Raw genomic sequence first — 14,021 nt, 5'->3', positions numbered from 1 at the left:
CTTGATTGTATGCCCCGTAAAGCGCCCGGGCCGACTGGAGGCGTCGATCAACGGGCTGCCCGAAGGGCCGAGGCCGCAGGCCGAAGAGACGGTAACCCGCAGGCTTCTATAGCGGGTGCCGTCTGCCCGTTGAGCGACGCCGGAAGGAGGGGACCCGTAGCGCAGCGTAGGGCCCAAGCAGGGGCAAGCGTTTTTTGCTTACTTTTTTTGGCGTCTGAAAAAAAGTGAGTCGGCGTAAGGCCGAAAAGGTGATTGTGCATCGCCCATCGAAAATGGATATGTTCACGATAGCCGGATCCTGCTTCTGACAGTTTTGGACATATCCATTTTCGCGGGGAGACCACCGACCGTTTCGCCCTTACGGCGAGTAACTTTTTGGCAGTCGCCCGGTGTGCCGGCCCAGCCAAAAAGTCACCAAAAAGGGCTCGCCCCAGCTTGGGCCCTCCGCTTTGCTACGGGTCCCCTCCCTCCGGCGTCGCCCAGGCGGCAAAACGGCCCCCGCTAACAAAGCGGGCGGGCTGCCGTTTCCTTCGGCTACGCCGAAGGGCCCTGCGGGCTGCCGCCTGGTCAACGCCTCCAGTCGGCCCTAGCGCTTAACGGGGCCAAGATCACAAGCCAGATCAAGATCACAGGCCAGATCAAAATCAAAAGCAGATCAAAGGCTTGCCGCTCAGGCGGCTTCCACACTCACCCAATATCGCGTGAACCTTCGCACTTTCACAGGTAGCGCCACCCCCAACAAATCAAGAACCCGCTCGGTATCCCCCAACGGATAACTCCCCGAAATCCGCAAATCGGCCACACTGGCCGCACAGCGCAACTCCCCCCGCCGGTAGCGCCCCAGCTCCTCAAGAAAATCGCCCAAGCGCATATGCGCCACCACCAGCATCCCCTCCACCCAGGCGCCCGCGCCCGGGTCCAGCAGGGCGGGGGCGCGCCAGGTTTGTTGGTCGAACTCCACCTGGTGGCCAGCCTCAAGCACCAGCGGGTAACCGCGCAGGGCGTTCGGGCGCAGTTCCACCTTGCCGTCCAGCACCGCCAGGCGCGTGCGCCCGGGCAGTTGGCGGACATTGAAGCGGGCTGCCTGGGCGGCGAGGGTGCCTTGGGCGGTGAGCACCTGCAGTGGTTGTGGCGCCGCCGTGCTGCCCAGCAGTATTTCGCCCTCCAGCAGGCGCACTTGCCGCAGGCTGGCGCTGAAGCTGACGTCCACTGCGCTGGCGGTGTTGAGGTGCAGTTGGCTGCCATCGCTGAAGGTCTGCGAGCGGCGTTGGCCCACCGGGCTGCGGTAATCGGCCAGCAGGGGCGGCATCAGGTCCTGTTGGCGCAGGGTGAAGGCTGCCGTGGCGCCAACGCCCAGCAGCAGCGCCAGCTTCAGGGCGCGGCGGCGGCTGGCCAGTTGCGGGGCGCCCAGGGCGGCGTGCAGCAACGGTGAGGCCACGCCGTTCAGGCGCTGGTTTACCCGCTGAATGTGCTCCCAGGCGCGAAGGTGGTCGGCATCTGCTGCCAGCCATTGCTGCCAGGCATGCTCACGGGCGGCGCTAGGCGCCGCTTCCTGGCGCTCGATCAGCCATTGCACGGCCTGTTCGGCGACCCGGCTGGGGATGTTCGGGGCGCTGTTCACAGGGCGAAGTAGCAGCGCAGCGCCGCTTTTTGCAGGTGGCGTTTCACCGTGGCCAGGGAAATGCCCAGCTGCCGGCCGATCTCGTTGTAAGTCAGGCCATCTACCTGGGCCAGCAGGAACGCGCGTTTGGCCTGCGCCGGCAAGCCGTCCAGCAGGCGGTCCAGTTCCAGCAGGGTTTCGAGGATGATGGCCCGGTATTCTTCCGACGGCACCTCCTGCTCGGGCAGCTGTTGCAGGGCCTGGTAGTAGGCGCGCTCGATGTCCTGGCGGCGGTAGTGGTTGAACAGCACGCGCTTGGCGATGGTGGTGAGGAACGCCCTGGGTTCGTTGAGCGACGGCGTCTCGCGGTTGCTCAACAGCCGCACGAAGGTGTCCTGCGCCAGGTCGGCCGCGCTGTGCGGGCAGCCCAGGCGCCGGCGCAACCAGTCGGTCAGCCAACGCTGATGGTCGATATACAGGGTGCCGACGATAGACGAGGCGGGGTCGTTGGACCGATGCACCGCAAGACTCCCACGCTGAACATAAAAGAAAATAATAACTGTTCGTATTGTAGGGTTCTGTAGGTGTCCTGTGCAATTGGCAGATACACGCGAGCCGCTCGGATGCCTGGGGAAAGCTGTGCATACTGATCCAGCACGCCAACAGGGAGTACCACCGTGAACAACGAACGCCACACCACCTTGCCCGAACTGGCCGACGAACTGGCCGCGCGTGCCAGCCAGGGGCGCCTTCTGGTTGCCCTGGCCGGTGCCCCAGGCTCGGGCAAGTCGACGTGTGCCGAGCACCTGGCCAGGTTGCTGAACCAGTCCGCCGGCCAAAGTGCCGCGGTGCTGCCCATGGACGGCTACCACTTCGACGATCAGGTGCTGGACGCCCGCGGCTTGCGTGCACGCAAAGGCGCGCCCGAGACCTTTGACGTGGCGGGGCTGGGCCACATCCTTGAACGCCTGCGCCGCAACGAAGAGTTGGAGATTGCCGTGCCGGTGTTCGACCGCACCCTGGAGATTGCCCGCGCGGGTGCGCGGTTGATCCCGCGGGAGGTGAGCATCCTCATCGTCGAGGGCAACTACCTGCTGCTCGACCTTGCACCCTGGGCTGGACTGGCCAGCTTTTTCGACGTGACGGTGATGCTACGGGTGCCGGAGGCCCTGCTGCGCCAGCGCCTGATCGCACGCTGGCAAGGGCTGGGCCTGCCCTCCGTCGAGGTGCTGGCCAAGGTTGAAAACAACGACTTGCCCAACGGCCGCACGGTGCTCACGCACTCGGTGCCCGCGCATTTCAGCGTGGCTGCCTGCGACGCCTGATACCACTGGCTGCACATCCAGTTGGGGCAGAAAAGTTGTCCCCGGAAATCGTGAGTATCTCTGTGGATAAAACGTCGATCCCTCGTAAAAACGGGGGTGGAGTCGATGTGATGAAATAATGACCAAACCGGTGGGTGCAGCGCCGTTCGGAGGCTCTGATAGACTGGATGGATTGACCTGCCAGGGCTCTGACATGAGCGACCCCATCCGCCTCACCCAGTACAGCCATGGCGCCGGCTGCGGCTGCAAGATTTCGCCCAAGGTGCTGGAGGTGATTCTGGCCGGCAGTGGCGCGCAGAACCTGGACCCCAACCTGTGGGTAGGCAACGCCTCGCGCGATGACGCGGCGGTGTATGGCATCGACGGCGAACGTGGGGTGGTGTCCACCACCGATTTCTTCATGCCGATTGTCGACGACCCCTTCGACTTCGGGCGCATCGCCGCCACCAACGCCATCAGCGACATCTACGCCATGGGCGGCGACCCGATCATGGCCATCGCCATTCTCGGCTGGCCGGTGAACGTGCTGCCCGCCGAGGTGGCCCGCGAGGTTATTCGCGGCGGCCGCGCGGTGTGCGACGCCGCGGGCATACCATTGGCGGGCGGCCATTCCATCGACGCCCCGGAGCCAATTTTCGGCTTGGCAGTGACGGGGCTGGTGGACAAACGCCTGATGAAACGCAACGACACCGCCACGCTCGGCAGCCAGCTGTACCTGACCAAGCCCCTTGGCATTGGCGTGCTGACCACTGCCGAGAAAAAGGGCCTGTTGCGCAACGCCGACATTGGCGTGGCCCGCGACCTGATGTGCACCTTGAACAACGCCGGCAGCCGCTTCGCGCGCCTGCCCGGTGTTACGGCGATGACTGACGTGACCGGCTTTGGTCTGCTCGGGCACCTGGTGGAAATGGCCGACGGCAGCCGCCTGACCGCGCGCCTGCACGCTGCGCGGGTGCCGGTGCTGGCCAACATCGAATATTACCTGGAGAAGGGCTGCGTGCCCGGTGGCACCCTGCGCAATTTCGACAGCTACGGCGAGCGCATCGGGCGCATGACGGCCATGCACAAACTGCTGCTGTGCGACCCGCAAACAAGCGGTGGCCTGCTGGTGGCGGTGGCGCCCGAGGGGCAGGAGGCGTTCGTGGCGCAGGCGGCGGAACTGGGCTTGCAGTTGGCGCCGATTGGCGAGCTGGTGGCGCAGCAATCGCACGCAGTGGAGATCGTCTGAGCTTCAGGGGGCTAGCGCTCGAACACCCGCGGGTCGTCCGGCAGTTCGAAGCAGGTGATCTTCATGGGCATGGCCGGTTCGCCGCTGGCGTGCACGAAGGTTTCCAGGCAGCAGATACCGGGTGTAAGGCCCATGTACACGGCCGGCAGGTCCTGGTCGTTCGAGCGGCCACCGGCAATGGCTGCACCTTGGCCGGACAGTCCGTTGCGCGGCGAGCCTTGGCGATGCGCCAGCCGCGCATCAGGCCACGCCCCCCCATTCCAGGGCATGCAGCACGCGCAGCACCTGGCGCGCACCGATCTCGGTTTCGCACAGCATCACCGGGGCTTCATTGCCGAGGGCCTTGTTGGGGGTGGCCATCCATTGCGCGGCAGCTGCCCGGGCTTCTAATACTTCCTGGGCCAGCTGCGAGACCGCAGCAATGCGGTCCAGCCGTTCAGAGGCCACTGGGTCCAGGGGCTTGTGCTCGCGGCGGCGGCGCTCCAGGGTCGATATCGAGGCGTTCATCAGTATTTCCAGCTGGCGTTCCGCAAGGTCGAAGGTCACGCGGATAGCCTGGGAAAACTCGGCGGCAAAGCCTTGCTTGATCTGTACCAGGCGCTGGGCGTCCAGCAGCGAGGCGCGAGCATTGCAGAAGGCCCAGAATTGCTCGGTAACCTGCTCGCGCGGGCTACCCTTGCTACGCGATAGCATGGTAGATCCTTCATTTGATGAAATTAATCAGTCAAATCAAGTCTGTGCGCTTTCACCCGCAGGTGCCAGCCCCGCTGTGAGTGGCAGTACCTTGCCCATGCTGGTACGCGGCTCCACCACATAACCCAAACGCTCGTAGAAGCCGGCCACCACGTCATTGCCGGCCGTGATTTGCAGGTTGATCTTCACGCAGCCCAACGCGCCCAGGGCGGTTTCGGCATGGCGCACCAGCGCGGCGCCGATGCCGTGCTGCTGCCAGGCGGGATGCACGGCCACCGAGTACAGCCAGCCGCGATGGCCGTCATAGCCGGCCATGGTGGTGCCCACCACCTGCTCATCCTGCAATGCCACGAACAGCAGGTCATCCACTGCCAGCTTGCGTTCCAGCGCGAGCTCGGGTTGGTTATGGGCGGTGGGGTAGGCGAACACGTCGCGCCACAGTGCAATCACTGCGTCACGGTGCAGGGTGTTGTCGTAGGTAACGATGTGGGCCATGGCCGGTCCTTGGAGTGGGCGAAAGCATGGATTCTAATGCGCCGCCAGCTACGCTCAAGGGAAATATTGCCGAGCACCGCCGCCATGAAAACCCTGCTGTTGCTGTGCTGCCTGGCGCTGGCCAGTTGCACCGGTGTAGATGTGCAGACCTACCGCGACCAGGCGCCGAGCCTGGACCTGAAAACCTTCTTTGCCGGCCGCACCGAGGCCTGGGGCATTTTCCAGAAACGCTCCGGCGAGGTGGCCAAGCGCATGCATGTGGTGGTCGATGGCCGCGTGCAGGGCGAGGCGCTGATATTGCACGAGGCGTTCACCTACAGCGATGGCACCCACCAGGTGCGCGAATGGACCCTGCGCCCCGATGGCCCCGGGCGTTGGCGCGGGACCGCCGGGGATGTGGTCGGCGAGGCCACGGGCGAGGTGGCGGGCAATACCCTGCACTGGCAGTACGACCTGAACCTGGTGGTGGATGGCAAGACCTGGCAGGTGCACTTCGATGACTGGATGTACCTGCTGGACGAGCACACCCTGGCCAACCGCTCCAGCATGAGCAAGCTGGGTATCGAGCTGGGCCAGGTGTCGCTGTTCTTCCGCAAGCCCTAGGGTCTGTATGAAATGTATTCCAGCGAAGGCCAGGCAAGGCGAAAACAGGTGAGGAAGCGGAGTTTACGGGTTGTAAATGAGCATTCCGAGCCTGTTTTCAACGCAGCATGGGCGAGCTGGGATGCATTTCGTACAGAGCCTAGGCGGCGCGCAGGGTCTTGACGATGGCCAGGGCGTTGGGGGTAAGGCGCAGGTCGCTCAACTGCTGGCGGCTTTGCCAGCAGCATTCGGCGATTTCGTTTTGCGGGGTGGCTTCGGCGCTTTCGGCGATGCGCGCCTCGAACAGGTGGTGCAGGGTATCGTCGCTTTCATAAGCACCCAGGTACGTAAGGTCCAGCACCTGCAGGCCGGTTTCCTCCATCAGCTCACGCACCGCGGCACCGGCGGGGCTTTCATTCCTTTCGACTTTGCCGCCGGGAAGGTTCCAGCGGGACTTGGCTTTGCGCACGTAAAGAATCCGGTCTTCACGGCGGCATATCAGGGTTGCGCGCTCTTTCATGGTGCAGGTTCCCACGGTACTGCAGCGCGATGCTCTACAACGGGCACCTACGCCGTCACAAAAATGTCATGTCCTTGACCAAGCATTAAGGATGCCAACCCAATGTGACATTGATTCGTTCGGCGGCCACAGGTTCCGACCGCTGGACAACAAATGTTCCGGTGCTTTACGGTTCGGTTGCCATGGAAAGGAACTTGCCGGTGGACACCTGTCACATAAATTGCAGGTATTCACCGCTAAAGTGTAGAAAAACAACAATAAGGAGGTACCCATGAGCTGCTTGATATGCGCCGGAAGCGCAGAAGATCTGCAGTGCGAAGGCGCGTGGGAAGAACGTCATTGCCCCGAGTGCGGGCGTTATCGCATGTCACATGAGCTGGTGCTGACCTTGATGGAGCAGGGGCAGATTTTCGACGTGCACAAGATGCGGGCCTGGCTGCAGGACCGCCGGCACCTGTGTGAGGTGCCCAGCGTGGAGATTCACGAGGCGCTGCTGGTGCCTTGAGGCATCAGCGCAGCGGCCGGAAGAACGCGCGTATTTCCTCCGCCAGCGCGTAAGGGCATTCCATGGCGGCGAAGTGGCCGCCACGGGGCATGTGCGTCCAACGTTGCACGTTGTAGCAGCGTTGCACCCAGCTGCGCGGCGGCATCGGCAGTTCTGCCGGAAACTGCGCCACGCCCAGGGGCGGCAGCACACGCTGGCCAGGGGCGAACTGCAGCGGTTTGCGCCGGCTTTCAAGGTACAGGCGGAAGGTGGCGCCGATGCCGCCGGTAAACCAGTACAGGGCAATGTTGGTCAGCAGCGCGTCCATGCCGAAGGCCCGTTCCACGTCGCCCTGGCAGTCGCTCCAGGCCTGGAATTTCTCCAGTATCCACGCCGCCAGGCCCGCAGGGGAGTCATTCAGGCCCACTGCCAGGCTTTGCGGGCGGGTGCCCTGGATTTGCCCATACGCGCCATGCATCTGCGCCCAGGCGCTGAGCTGGTCGAGAAAGCGTCGCTCCTCGTCGCTGGTGGGCGGCAGGTCGGGGCCCAGGGGCGGGCGGTAAGAGCCGGGAATGAAGTTCAAGTGCAGGCCCTTGACCCGCACCGGGTAGCGGTACGCCAGCCAGGTGGACACGCTGGCCCCCCAGTCGCCGCCCTGGGCGCCGAAAGTGTCGTAGCCCAGGGCAGTCATCAATTGCGCCCACAGGCCGGCGATTTCGAACGGGCCAGTGCCTTTCGCGGTGGGGGCGGGAGAAAACCCGTAGCCGGGCAGCGACGGCACCACCACGTGGAAGGCGTCGGCCGCGTCGCCGCCGTGGCTGGCGGGGTCGGCCAGCAGCGGCAGAATGGCTTCCATTTCCACGAACGAGCCGGGCCAGCCATGGGTCAGCACCAGGGGCATGGGCGCCGGACCCTGGCCGCGCTGGTGCAGGAAGTGGATGCGTTGCCCGGGCATGTGCGCCATGAACTGCGGCAGGCGGTTGAGCCGCGCCTCCTGGGCGCGCCAGTCGAAACCTTCGCGCCAGTAGTCCACCAGGCGGTGCAGGGTGGCGCTGTCGGTGCCCTCGCTCCAGCCATTGCCTTCAACGCCTGCGGCCCAACGGGTAGCCCCCAGGCGCTGGTGCAAATCTTCAAGTGCCGTCTGTTCGATGGCAATGTTGAAGGGCTCGATCCTCATCCGTCCTACTCCCTGACGCCGGCGGTGGCCTACGGATGATAAATGACCTGACGGTTTTGTGCAGGTTCCGTGGTTAGACGAACGTCGCACGCCCCGTAGCAGCGGCCGCCAGGCCGCGTCCCGCCACACCACCGGCTCAGAAGTGGTAATACACCCCGACGGTCACGTTCTGCGGGTCGTCGCCAGCCTGCTCCACCGGCGTGCCCTCGTAAGTCACCGACGAATTGCGCTGGTTACTGATCATGCCCACGTGCACGTAGCTGGCGAAGCGCGGGGTGAAGAAGTGGTCCCAGCCGATCATCGCGCCATAGGCGTCCTTGGCGCCGAATTCCACGCTGCGCTTGACCAGCACCAGGCGGCCGAGGTCGCGCTTGCCCAGCGGCTTGATGAAGCCTGCGGTGACCACCGTGGTACTGGGCGTGCCGCTTTCATCCACGTCCTGGCGCTGCCAGGTGAGGCTGCTGGAGAACGGGCCAAAATCGTAGAACGCCGACAGGCTCTTGTAGTAGTTGGCGGTCTGCCTGAGGGTGCCGTTGTCGTCCCACGGGTCGCTGAGGTAGCGGTTGAACGACGCCAGCAGAATCAGGCGCTTGTCGGTGTACTGCAGCTTGGCGCCGCCACCGCGCAGGGTGCGGCCCGCGCTGGCGTGGTCGTCCAGGCCCAGGCTGGCGGCGGTACCTATGCTCCAGCCATGGAAGGTTGGGGTGGTGTAGGCCACGGTGTGCTTGGGGCGCAGGTCCAGGTAGTAGGCGCCCTTGCCGGCGGCGGGCACGGCCAGGTAGGTGTAGGGCGAACCGTAGCTGGCCAGGAACGGGTCGGCGTAGGTGGGCGTGCCCATGCCGTAGGTCTTGCCGATTTCCAGCTTGCCGTAGTCCTTGCTGCGCAGCGCCGCCACGGCCAGGCGCAGGGTGCCGATGCTGCTCCAGTGCTGGCCCACGGTGTTGCCGTTGACGTTGAAGCCTTCCTCCACGTCCATTTCCAGCACGGTGTCGGTGGCCACCGGAGTGCGGGCGTACACCCCAAGTTTGTTGGTCCAGGCGCCACCGCCGCCCGACTGGGTGCCGGTGGAGTGGCCGGAGTCGTGGTAGCTGGCGAACGCGTCCAGGGTGCCGTACGCCTTGAGCTTGCTGTCGAAGCCGCTGTCGATGGCGTAGTAGCCAAAGCCGGGGGCGATCATGGCAATACCGGGAAAACCGTCTGCCTGGGCCTGTGGCGCCAAGGCCAGGCCTTGGGCGAAGACGGCCAGGGACGCGGCGGTAGCATAACCTTTGTTCATCGACAGCTCCTTGGGAATACCGGGGAACTGCAGAGTCGGCGAGGCTGTACCGGGGTGGGAATGGTTTATTGGTTCAGGCCATGCGCTTTGCTCAAGGGCAGCGCTTTGCACCTGACAATGCTGGGGCAGGGCGGGGCGACGAGGGTGGGGGCGCGTTCGCGACCGCTGGCGTCAAGCCGGCCGGCGCGCCATTTTGCACCATTGCGCGGGGCGGATCGGTGCACGCTGGCAAGGCAGGGGCGTATCAGCCCAGGCTTGGGCAGCTGCCTTGACCGGCGGTCAAGGCCTTGCCCAATTTGCACGGCGACGCTGTGCTTGCGACGTCGCTTACAGGCATTCGCGCACGGCTTTGTTCAGCGCGCCACGGCCCAGCGTGAGGGGTTCGCGTTGGTACCACGATACTTCGCTGCCGTTGGAGGTCTTGTAGATTTCCAGGATTTCGTCGGCGGCCAGCTTGCTGCTGACGGTCAGGCGGTAATGGCGGCTGTTGCCCGACGCTTCGGTGTCAGGGCGCAGCGCCTGCCATTTGGGGGCAATGCATTCGCCCACTTCCTGGGGCGACTTGACGCTGGTGAAGGTCTTGTTGGGGGCATTGGGGGTGGCGCAACCGGCCACGCAAACAACGGTGAACACAGACAGTAAAGGTAGGCGCATTGAACGTTATCCTGAAACACGGACGCGGCCGCGGGATGGCGTGGGCAGGGCCACGCAACGTTCAATTATATCGATGATTCCCGATACGGGGAGATATTTACGGGTTGTTCAGGCTGGCGACAGGGCCCCACTTTGGTCGAAGACGGCGTGTGGCGGGACGCAGCCTGGCGGCAGCTGCTACACAAGCCCGTAGCAGCTGCCGCCAGGCTGCGTCAGCGCCATCAGCGCGGCACGCGTACCCAGCCTTCCATCAGCACGCGCGCGCTGCGGCTCATGATGGCCTTGATCACGGCCCACTCGCCATTTACCTGCTCGGCCTGGGCGCCCACGCGCAGGGTGCCGGAGGGGTGGCCGAAGCGCACGCTCTGGCGCGCGCCACCGCCGGCGGCCAGGTTCACCAGGGTGCCAGGAATGGCTGCGGCGGTGCCGATGGCCACGGCGGCGGTGCCCATCATGGCGTGGTGCAGCTTGCCCATGGACAGCGCGCGCACCAGCAGGTCGATGTCACCGGCTTGCACCGCCTTGCCGCTGGACGCGGTGTAGGCGGCAGGCCCGGCGACGAAAGCCACCTTCGGTGTGTGCTGGCGCGTGGCGGCTTCGTCCAGGTGCGAGATCAGGCCCATGCGCAGGGCACCGTGGGCGCGGATGGTCTCGAAGCGCGCCAGCGCCTGCGGGTCGCCGTTGATGGCGTCCTGCAGCTCGGTGCCGGTGTAGCCGATGTCGGCGGCGTTGAGGAAAATGGTGGGGATGCCGGCGTTGATCAGCGTCGCCTTGAACGTGCCGATGCCGGGCACCTCAAGGTCGTCCACCACGTGGCCGGTGGGGAACATGGCGCCACCGCCGCCTTCTTCCTCGGCGGCCGGGTCCATGAACTCCAGCTGCACCTCGGCGGCAGGGAAGGTCACGCCGTCCAGTTCGAAATTGCCGGTTTCCTGCACCGCGCCGTCGGTGATGGGCACGTGGGCGATGATGGTCTTGGCGATGTTGGCCTGCCAGATGCGCACGGTGGCCACGCCATTGCGCGGGATGCGCTCGGCGGCCACCAGGCCGTTGCTGATGGCGAACGAGCCCACGGCCGCCGAGAGGTTGCCGCAGTTGCCGCTCCAGTCAATGAAGGGGCTGTCGATGGACACCTGGCCGAACAGGTAGTCCACGTCATGCCCCGGCCGCGTGCTCTGGCTGAGAATCACGGTCTTGCTGGTGCTGGAGGTGGCGCCGCCCATGCCGTCGATCTGCTTGCCGTACGGGTCGGGGCTGCCGATCACGCGCAGCAGCAGCGCGTCGCGGGCCGGGCCCGGCTGACGGGCGTCCTCGGGCAGGTCGTCGAGCTTGAAAAACACGCCCTTGCTGGTGCCGCCACGCATGTAGGTGGCGGCGATCCGGGTTTGTGCGGGGTAGCTCATTGCATCACTCCTCAGGCCGCAGGGGCCGCTTCGAGGAAGTCATGGGCGAAGCGCTGCAGCACGCCCCCGGCTTCGTAGATGGAGACTTCCTCGGCGGTGTCCAGGCGGCACGTCACCGGCACCTCCAGGCGTTCGCCGTTGGCGCGGTTGATCACCAGCGTCAGGGTGGCGCGCGGGGTGCGCTCGCCAATCACGTCATAGGTCTCGGTGCCGTCGATGGCCAGGGTGTGGCGGTTGGTGCCCGGCAGGAACTCCAGCGGCAACACGCCCATGCCCACCAGGTTGGTACGGTGGATGCGCTCGAAGCCCTCGGCGGCGATGGCTTCCACGCCGGCCAGGCGCACGCCCTTGGCGGCCCAGTCGCGCGAGGAGCCCTGGCCGTAGTCGGCGCCGGCAATGATGATCAGCGGCTGCTTGCGGTTCATGTACGTCTCAATCGCCTCCCACATGCGCAGCACCTGGCCCTCGGGCTCCACGCGGGCAAGCGAGCCCTGCCTGACCTGGCCGTTTTCCTTGACCATTTCGTTGAACAGCTTGGGGTTGGCGAAGGTGGCGCGCTGGGCGGTCAGGTGGTCGCCGCGGTGGGTGGCGTAGCTGTTGAAGTCCTCTTCGGGCAGGCCCATTTTCGCCAGGTACTCGCCGGCGGCGCTGTCGAGCATGATGGCGTTGGACGGCGACAGGTGGTCGGTGGTGATGTTGTCCGGCAGCACCGCCAGCGGGCGCATGCCCTTGAGTGGTCGGGCCCCGGCCAGGGCGCCTTCCCAGTAGGGCGGGCGGCGAATGTAGGTGCTCATGGGGCGCCAGTCGTACAGCGGGCTGACCTTGGGCCCGGTGTCCTCGTGGATGGCGAACATGGGGATGTACACCTGGCGGAACTGTTCGGGCTTCACCGAGGATTTGACTAGGGCGTCTATTTCGGCGTCGCTGGGCCAGATGTCCTTGAGGCGGATTTCCGCGCCGTCGGGGCCATGGCCCAGCACGTCCTTCTCGATGTCGAAGCGAATTGTACCGGCGATGGCGTAGGCCACCACCAGCGGCGGCGAGGCCAGGAACGCCTGCTTGGCGTAAGGGTGGATGCGCCCGTCGAAGTTGCGGTTGCCCGAGAGCACGGCGGTGGCGTACAGGTCGCGGTCGATGATCTCCTGCTGGATGGCCGGGTCCAGGGCGCCGGACATGCCGTTGCAGGTGGTGCAGGCGAACGCCACCACGCCGAAGTCCAGCTGTTCCAGTTCCGGCAGCAGGCCGCCTTCCTCCAGGTACAACTTGACGGTTTTCGAACCCGGCGCCAGCGAGGTCTTCACCCACGGCTTGCGGGTCAGGCCCAGGCGGTTGGCGTTGCGCGCCAGCAGGCCTGCGGCGATCACGTTGCGCGGGTTGCTGGTGTTGGTGCAACTGGTGATGGCGGCGATGATCACCGCGCCGTCGGGCATCTGCCCCGGCGTCTCGGTCCAGGGTGCGGCAATGCCCTTGGCGGCCAGGTCGCTGGTGGCCAGGCGCGCGTGGGGGTTGCTGGGGCCGGCCATGTTGCGCACCACGGTGCTCAGGTCGAAGCTCAGGCTGCGCTCGTATTTGGCGCTGCCCAGGCTGTCGGCCCACAGGCCGGTCAGCTTGGCGTAATCCTCTACCAGCTGCACCTGCTGGTCTTCGCGGCCGGTGAGTTTCAGGTAGTCGATGGTCTGCTGGTCGATGTAGAACATCGCCGCGGTGGCGCCGTATTCCGGGGCCATGTTGGAGATGGTGGCGCGGTCGCCCAGGGTCAGCTTCGCCGCGCCTTCACCGTGGAATTCCAGCCAGGCGCCCACCACTTTCTGCTGGCGCAGGAACTGGGTCATGGCCAGCACCATGTCGGTGGCAGTGATGCCCGGTTGCAACCGGCCTGTGAGCTCGACGCCGATGATGTCCGGCAGGCGCATCCACGAGGCGCGGCCCAGCATCACGCTTTCGGCTTCCAGGCCGCCGACGCCGATGGCGATCACGCCCAGGGCGTCGACGTGGGGGGTGTGGCTGTCGGTGCCCACGCAGGTGTCGGGGAAGGCTACGCCGTCGCGCACCTGGATCACCGGAGACATTTTCTCCAGGTTGATCTGATGCATGATGCCGTTGCCGGGCGGGATCACGTCGACGTTCTTGAAGGCTTTTTTGGTCCAGTCGATGAAGTGGAAACGGTCTTCGTTGCGGCGGTCTTCGATGGCGCGGTTTTTCTCGAACGCCTGCGGGTCGGAACCGCCGCGCTCCACGGCCAGGGAATGGTCGACAATCAGCTGGGTGGGCACCACCGGGTTGACCTGCGCCGGGTCGCCGCCCTGGCTGGCGATGGCGTCGCGCAGGCCGGCCAGGTCCACCAGCGCGGTCTGGCCGAGGATGTCATGGCACACCACGCGGGCCGGGAACCAGGGGAAGTCGAGGTCGCGCGCACGGTTGATCAGTTGGCTCAGGGAGGCGGAGAGGGTGGCCGGGTCGCAGCGGCGCACCAGGTTTTCGGCCAGCACGCGGGACACGTAGGGCAGGGTGGCGTAGGCGCCGGGCTTGATCGCGTCGATGGCGGCGCGGGTGTCGAAATAGTCCAGGGCGGTGCCTGGCAGGT

The 14,021-nt window shown here is 65.5% G+C and carries 15 protein-coding genes; 4 read left to right on the top strand and 11 right to left on the bottom strand.

Going from position 1 to position 14,021, the window contains the following annotated elements; genetic code table 11:
- Nucleotides 1-670: 670 nt before the first annotated feature.
- Nucleotides 671-1,621 (bottom strand): FecR domain-containing protein, encoded by a 951-nt coding sequence (locus tag AC0SZ7_RS31070; RefSeq protein ID WP_475507911.1) that lies wholly within the window; start codon nt 1,619-1,621, stop codon nt 671-673.
- On the bottom strand, nt 1,618-2,121 hold the full coding sequence (locus AC0SZ7_RS31065; RefSeq protein ID WP_475507910.1) for a sigma-70 family RNA polymerase sigma factor: 504 nt from the start codon (nt 2,119-2,121) through the stop codon (nt 1,618-1,620). Before AC0SZ7_RS31065 ends, AC0SZ7_RS31070 begins: the two co-directional genes overlap by 4 nt.
- A gap of 156 nt (nt 2,122-2,277) precedes the next feature.
- Between AC0SZ7_RS31065 and AC0SZ7_RS31060 the strand changes: the two genes are divergently transcribed.
- Together AC0SZ7_RS31060 and selD are read left to right on the top strand one after the other, a co-directional pair.
- Nucleotides 2,278-2,925, top strand: coding sequence for a nucleoside triphosphate hydrolase (locus tag AC0SZ7_RS31060; protein ID WP_475507909.1), 648 nt, complete (start codon nt 2,278-2,280; stop codon nt 2,923-2,925).
- Nucleotides 2,926-3,118: 193 nt separating this feature from the next.
- Entirely contained in the window at nt 3,119-4,153 is a 1,035-nt protein-coding gene (gene selD, locus AC0SZ7_RS31055; protein ID WP_475507908.1) for a selenide, water dikinase SelD, read from the top strand.
- A gap of 11 nt (nt 4,154-4,164) precedes the next feature.
- On the opposite strand, the gene AC0SZ7_RS31050 is transcribed toward selD, so the two are convergent.
- The 3 genes from AC0SZ7_RS31050 to AC0SZ7_RS31040 are packed head-to-tail and all read right to left on the bottom strand — an operon-like array spanning nt 4,165 to nt 5,341.
- A complete protein-coding gene (locus tag AC0SZ7_RS31050) occupies nt 4,165-4,422 on the bottom strand; it encodes an RES domain-containing protein (protein WP_475507907.1) in 258 nt (85 codons plus the stop codon).
- Nucleotides 4,394-4,846 (bottom strand): type II RES/Xre toxin-antitoxin system antitoxin, encoded by a 453-nt coding sequence (gene parS / locus AC0SZ7_RS31045; RefSeq protein ID WP_475507906.1) that lies wholly within the window; start codon nt 4,844-4,846, stop codon nt 4,394-4,396. The genes AC0SZ7_RS31050 and parS overlap by 29 nt, the downstream gene beginning before the upstream one ends.
- Nucleotides 4,847-4,882: 36 nt before the next feature.
- Entirely contained in the window at nt 4,883-5,341 is a 459-nt protein-coding gene (locus tag AC0SZ7_RS31040) for a GNAT family acetyltransferase (RefSeq protein ID WP_475507905.1), read from the bottom strand.
- A gap of 84 nt (nt 5,342-5,425) precedes the next feature.
- Here AC0SZ7_RS31040 and AC0SZ7_RS31035 point away from each other — a divergent pair, with 84 nt between their 5' ends.
- On the top strand, nt 5,426-5,944 hold the full coding sequence (locus AC0SZ7_RS31035; RefSeq protein ID WP_475507904.1) for a DUF3833 domain-containing protein: 519 nt from the start codon (nt 5,426-5,428) through the stop codon (nt 5,942-5,944).
- Between the two features lie 139 nt (nt 5,945-6,083).
- Here the strand turns inward: AC0SZ7_RS31035 and AC0SZ7_RS31030 are convergent, their stop codons facing one another.
- The gene (locus AC0SZ7_RS31030; protein WP_475507903.1) at nt 6,084-6,443 is read right to left on the bottom strand and encodes an NUDIX hydrolase; all 360 of its coding nucleotides are present in this window, start codon (nt 6,441-6,443) and stop codon (nt 6,084-6,086) included.
- 364 nt (nt 6,444-6,807) lie between these two features.
- Between AC0SZ7_RS31030 and AC0SZ7_RS31025 the strand changes: the two genes are divergently transcribed.
- Nucleotides 6,808-6,948, top strand: a complete 141-nt coding sequence (locus AC0SZ7_RS31025) for a hypothetical protein (RefSeq protein WP_475507902.1) — start codon at nt 6,808-6,810, stop codon at nt 6,946-6,948.
- 4 nt (nt 6,949-6,952) lie between these two features.
- Here the strand turns inward: AC0SZ7_RS31025 and AC0SZ7_RS31020 are convergent, their stop codons facing one another.
- The 5 genes from AC0SZ7_RS31020 to acnD all read right to left on the bottom strand — a co-directional run bounded on the left by AC0SZ7_RS31020 (nt 6,953) and on the right by acnD (nt 14,019).
- Nucleotides 6,953-8,104 carry an epoxide hydrolase family protein gene (locus tag AC0SZ7_RS31020; protein WP_475507901.1) on the bottom strand — a complete coding sequence of 384 codons (1,152 nt, stop codon included), beginning with the start codon at nt 8,102-8,104 and terminating at the stop codon, nt 6,953-6,955.
- A 136-nt stretch (nt 8,105-8,240) separates the two neighbouring features.
- Nucleotides 8,241-9,380, bottom strand: coding sequence for a porin (locus AC0SZ7_RS31015; RefSeq protein ID WP_475507900.1), 1,140 nt, complete (start codon nt 9,378-9,380; stop codon nt 8,241-8,243).
- 327 nt (nt 9,381-9,707) lie between these two features.
- Nucleotides 9,708-10,034, bottom strand: coding sequence for a hypothetical protein (locus AC0SZ7_RS31010; protein WP_475507899.1), 327 nt, complete (start codon nt 10,032-10,034; stop codon nt 9,708-9,710).
- Between the two features lie 221 nt (nt 10,035-10,255).
- On the bottom strand, nt 10,256-11,437 hold the full coding sequence (gene prpF / locus AC0SZ7_RS31005; RefSeq protein WP_475507898.1) for a 2-methylaconitate cis-trans isomerase PrpF: 1,182 nt from the start codon (nt 11,435-11,437) through the stop codon (nt 10,256-10,258).
- An 11-nt stretch (nt 11,438-11,448) separates the two neighbouring features.
- The gene (gene acnD / locus AC0SZ7_RS31000) at nt 11,449-14,019 is read right to left on the bottom strand and encodes a Fe/S-dependent 2-methylisocitrate dehydratase AcnD (RefSeq protein ID WP_475507897.1); all 2,571 of its coding nucleotides are present in this window, start codon (nt 14,017-14,019) and stop codon (nt 11,449-11,451) included.
- Nucleotides 14,020-14,021 lie beyond the last annotated feature (2 nt).

This window comes from Pseudomonas sp. JC1203 (assembly GCF_056175065.1).
Note: the sequence above shows the minus strand (reverse complement) of the source record. Positions and strands in the feature narration are given on the sequence as shown.

Bases quoted from the DNA above. Each gene is read 5' to 3' on its own strand.
- selD (WP_475507908.1), top strand. From the start codon at position 3,119: ATGAGCGACCCCATCCGCCTCACCCAGTACAGCCATGGCGCCGGCTGC.
- AC0SZ7_RS31050 (WP_475507907.1), bottom strand. From the start codon at position 4,422: ATGCCCTGGAATGGGGGGGCGTGGCCTGATGCGCGGCTGGCGCATCGC.
- parS (WP_475507906.1), bottom strand. From the start codon at position 4,846: ATGCTATCGCGTAGCAAGGGTAGCCCGCGCGAGCAGGTTACCGAGCAA.
- AC0SZ7_RS31040 (WP_475507905.1), bottom strand. From the start codon at position 5,341: ATGGCCCACATCGTTACCTACGACAACACCCTGCACCGTGACGCAGTG.
- AC0SZ7_RS31035 (WP_475507904.1), top strand. From the start codon at position 5,426: ATGAAAACCCTGCTGTTGCTGTGCTGCCTGGCGCTGGCCAGTTGCACC.
- AC0SZ7_RS31030 (WP_475507903.1), bottom strand. From the start codon at position 6,443: ATGAAAGAGCGCGCAACCCTGATATGCCGCCGTGAAGACCGGATTCTT.
- AC0SZ7_RS31025 (WP_475507902.1), top strand. From the start codon at position 6,808: ATGTCACATGAGCTGGTGCTGACCTTGATGGAGCAGGGGCAGATTTTC.
- AC0SZ7_RS31020 (WP_475507901.1), bottom strand. From the start codon at position 8,104: ATGAGGATCGAGCCCTTCAACATTGCCATCGAACAGACGGCACTTGAA.
- AC0SZ7_RS31015 (WP_475507900.1), bottom strand. From the start codon at position 9,380: ATGAACAAAGGTTATGCTACCGCCGCGTCCCTGGCCGTCTTCGCCCAA.
- AC0SZ7_RS31010 (WP_475507899.1), bottom strand. From the start codon at position 10,034: ATGCGCCTACCTTTACTGTCTGTGTTCACCGTTGTTTGCGTGGCCGGT.
- prpF (WP_475507898.1), bottom strand. From the start codon at position 11,437: ATGAGCTACCCCGCACAAACCCGGATCGCCGCCACCTACATGCGTGGC.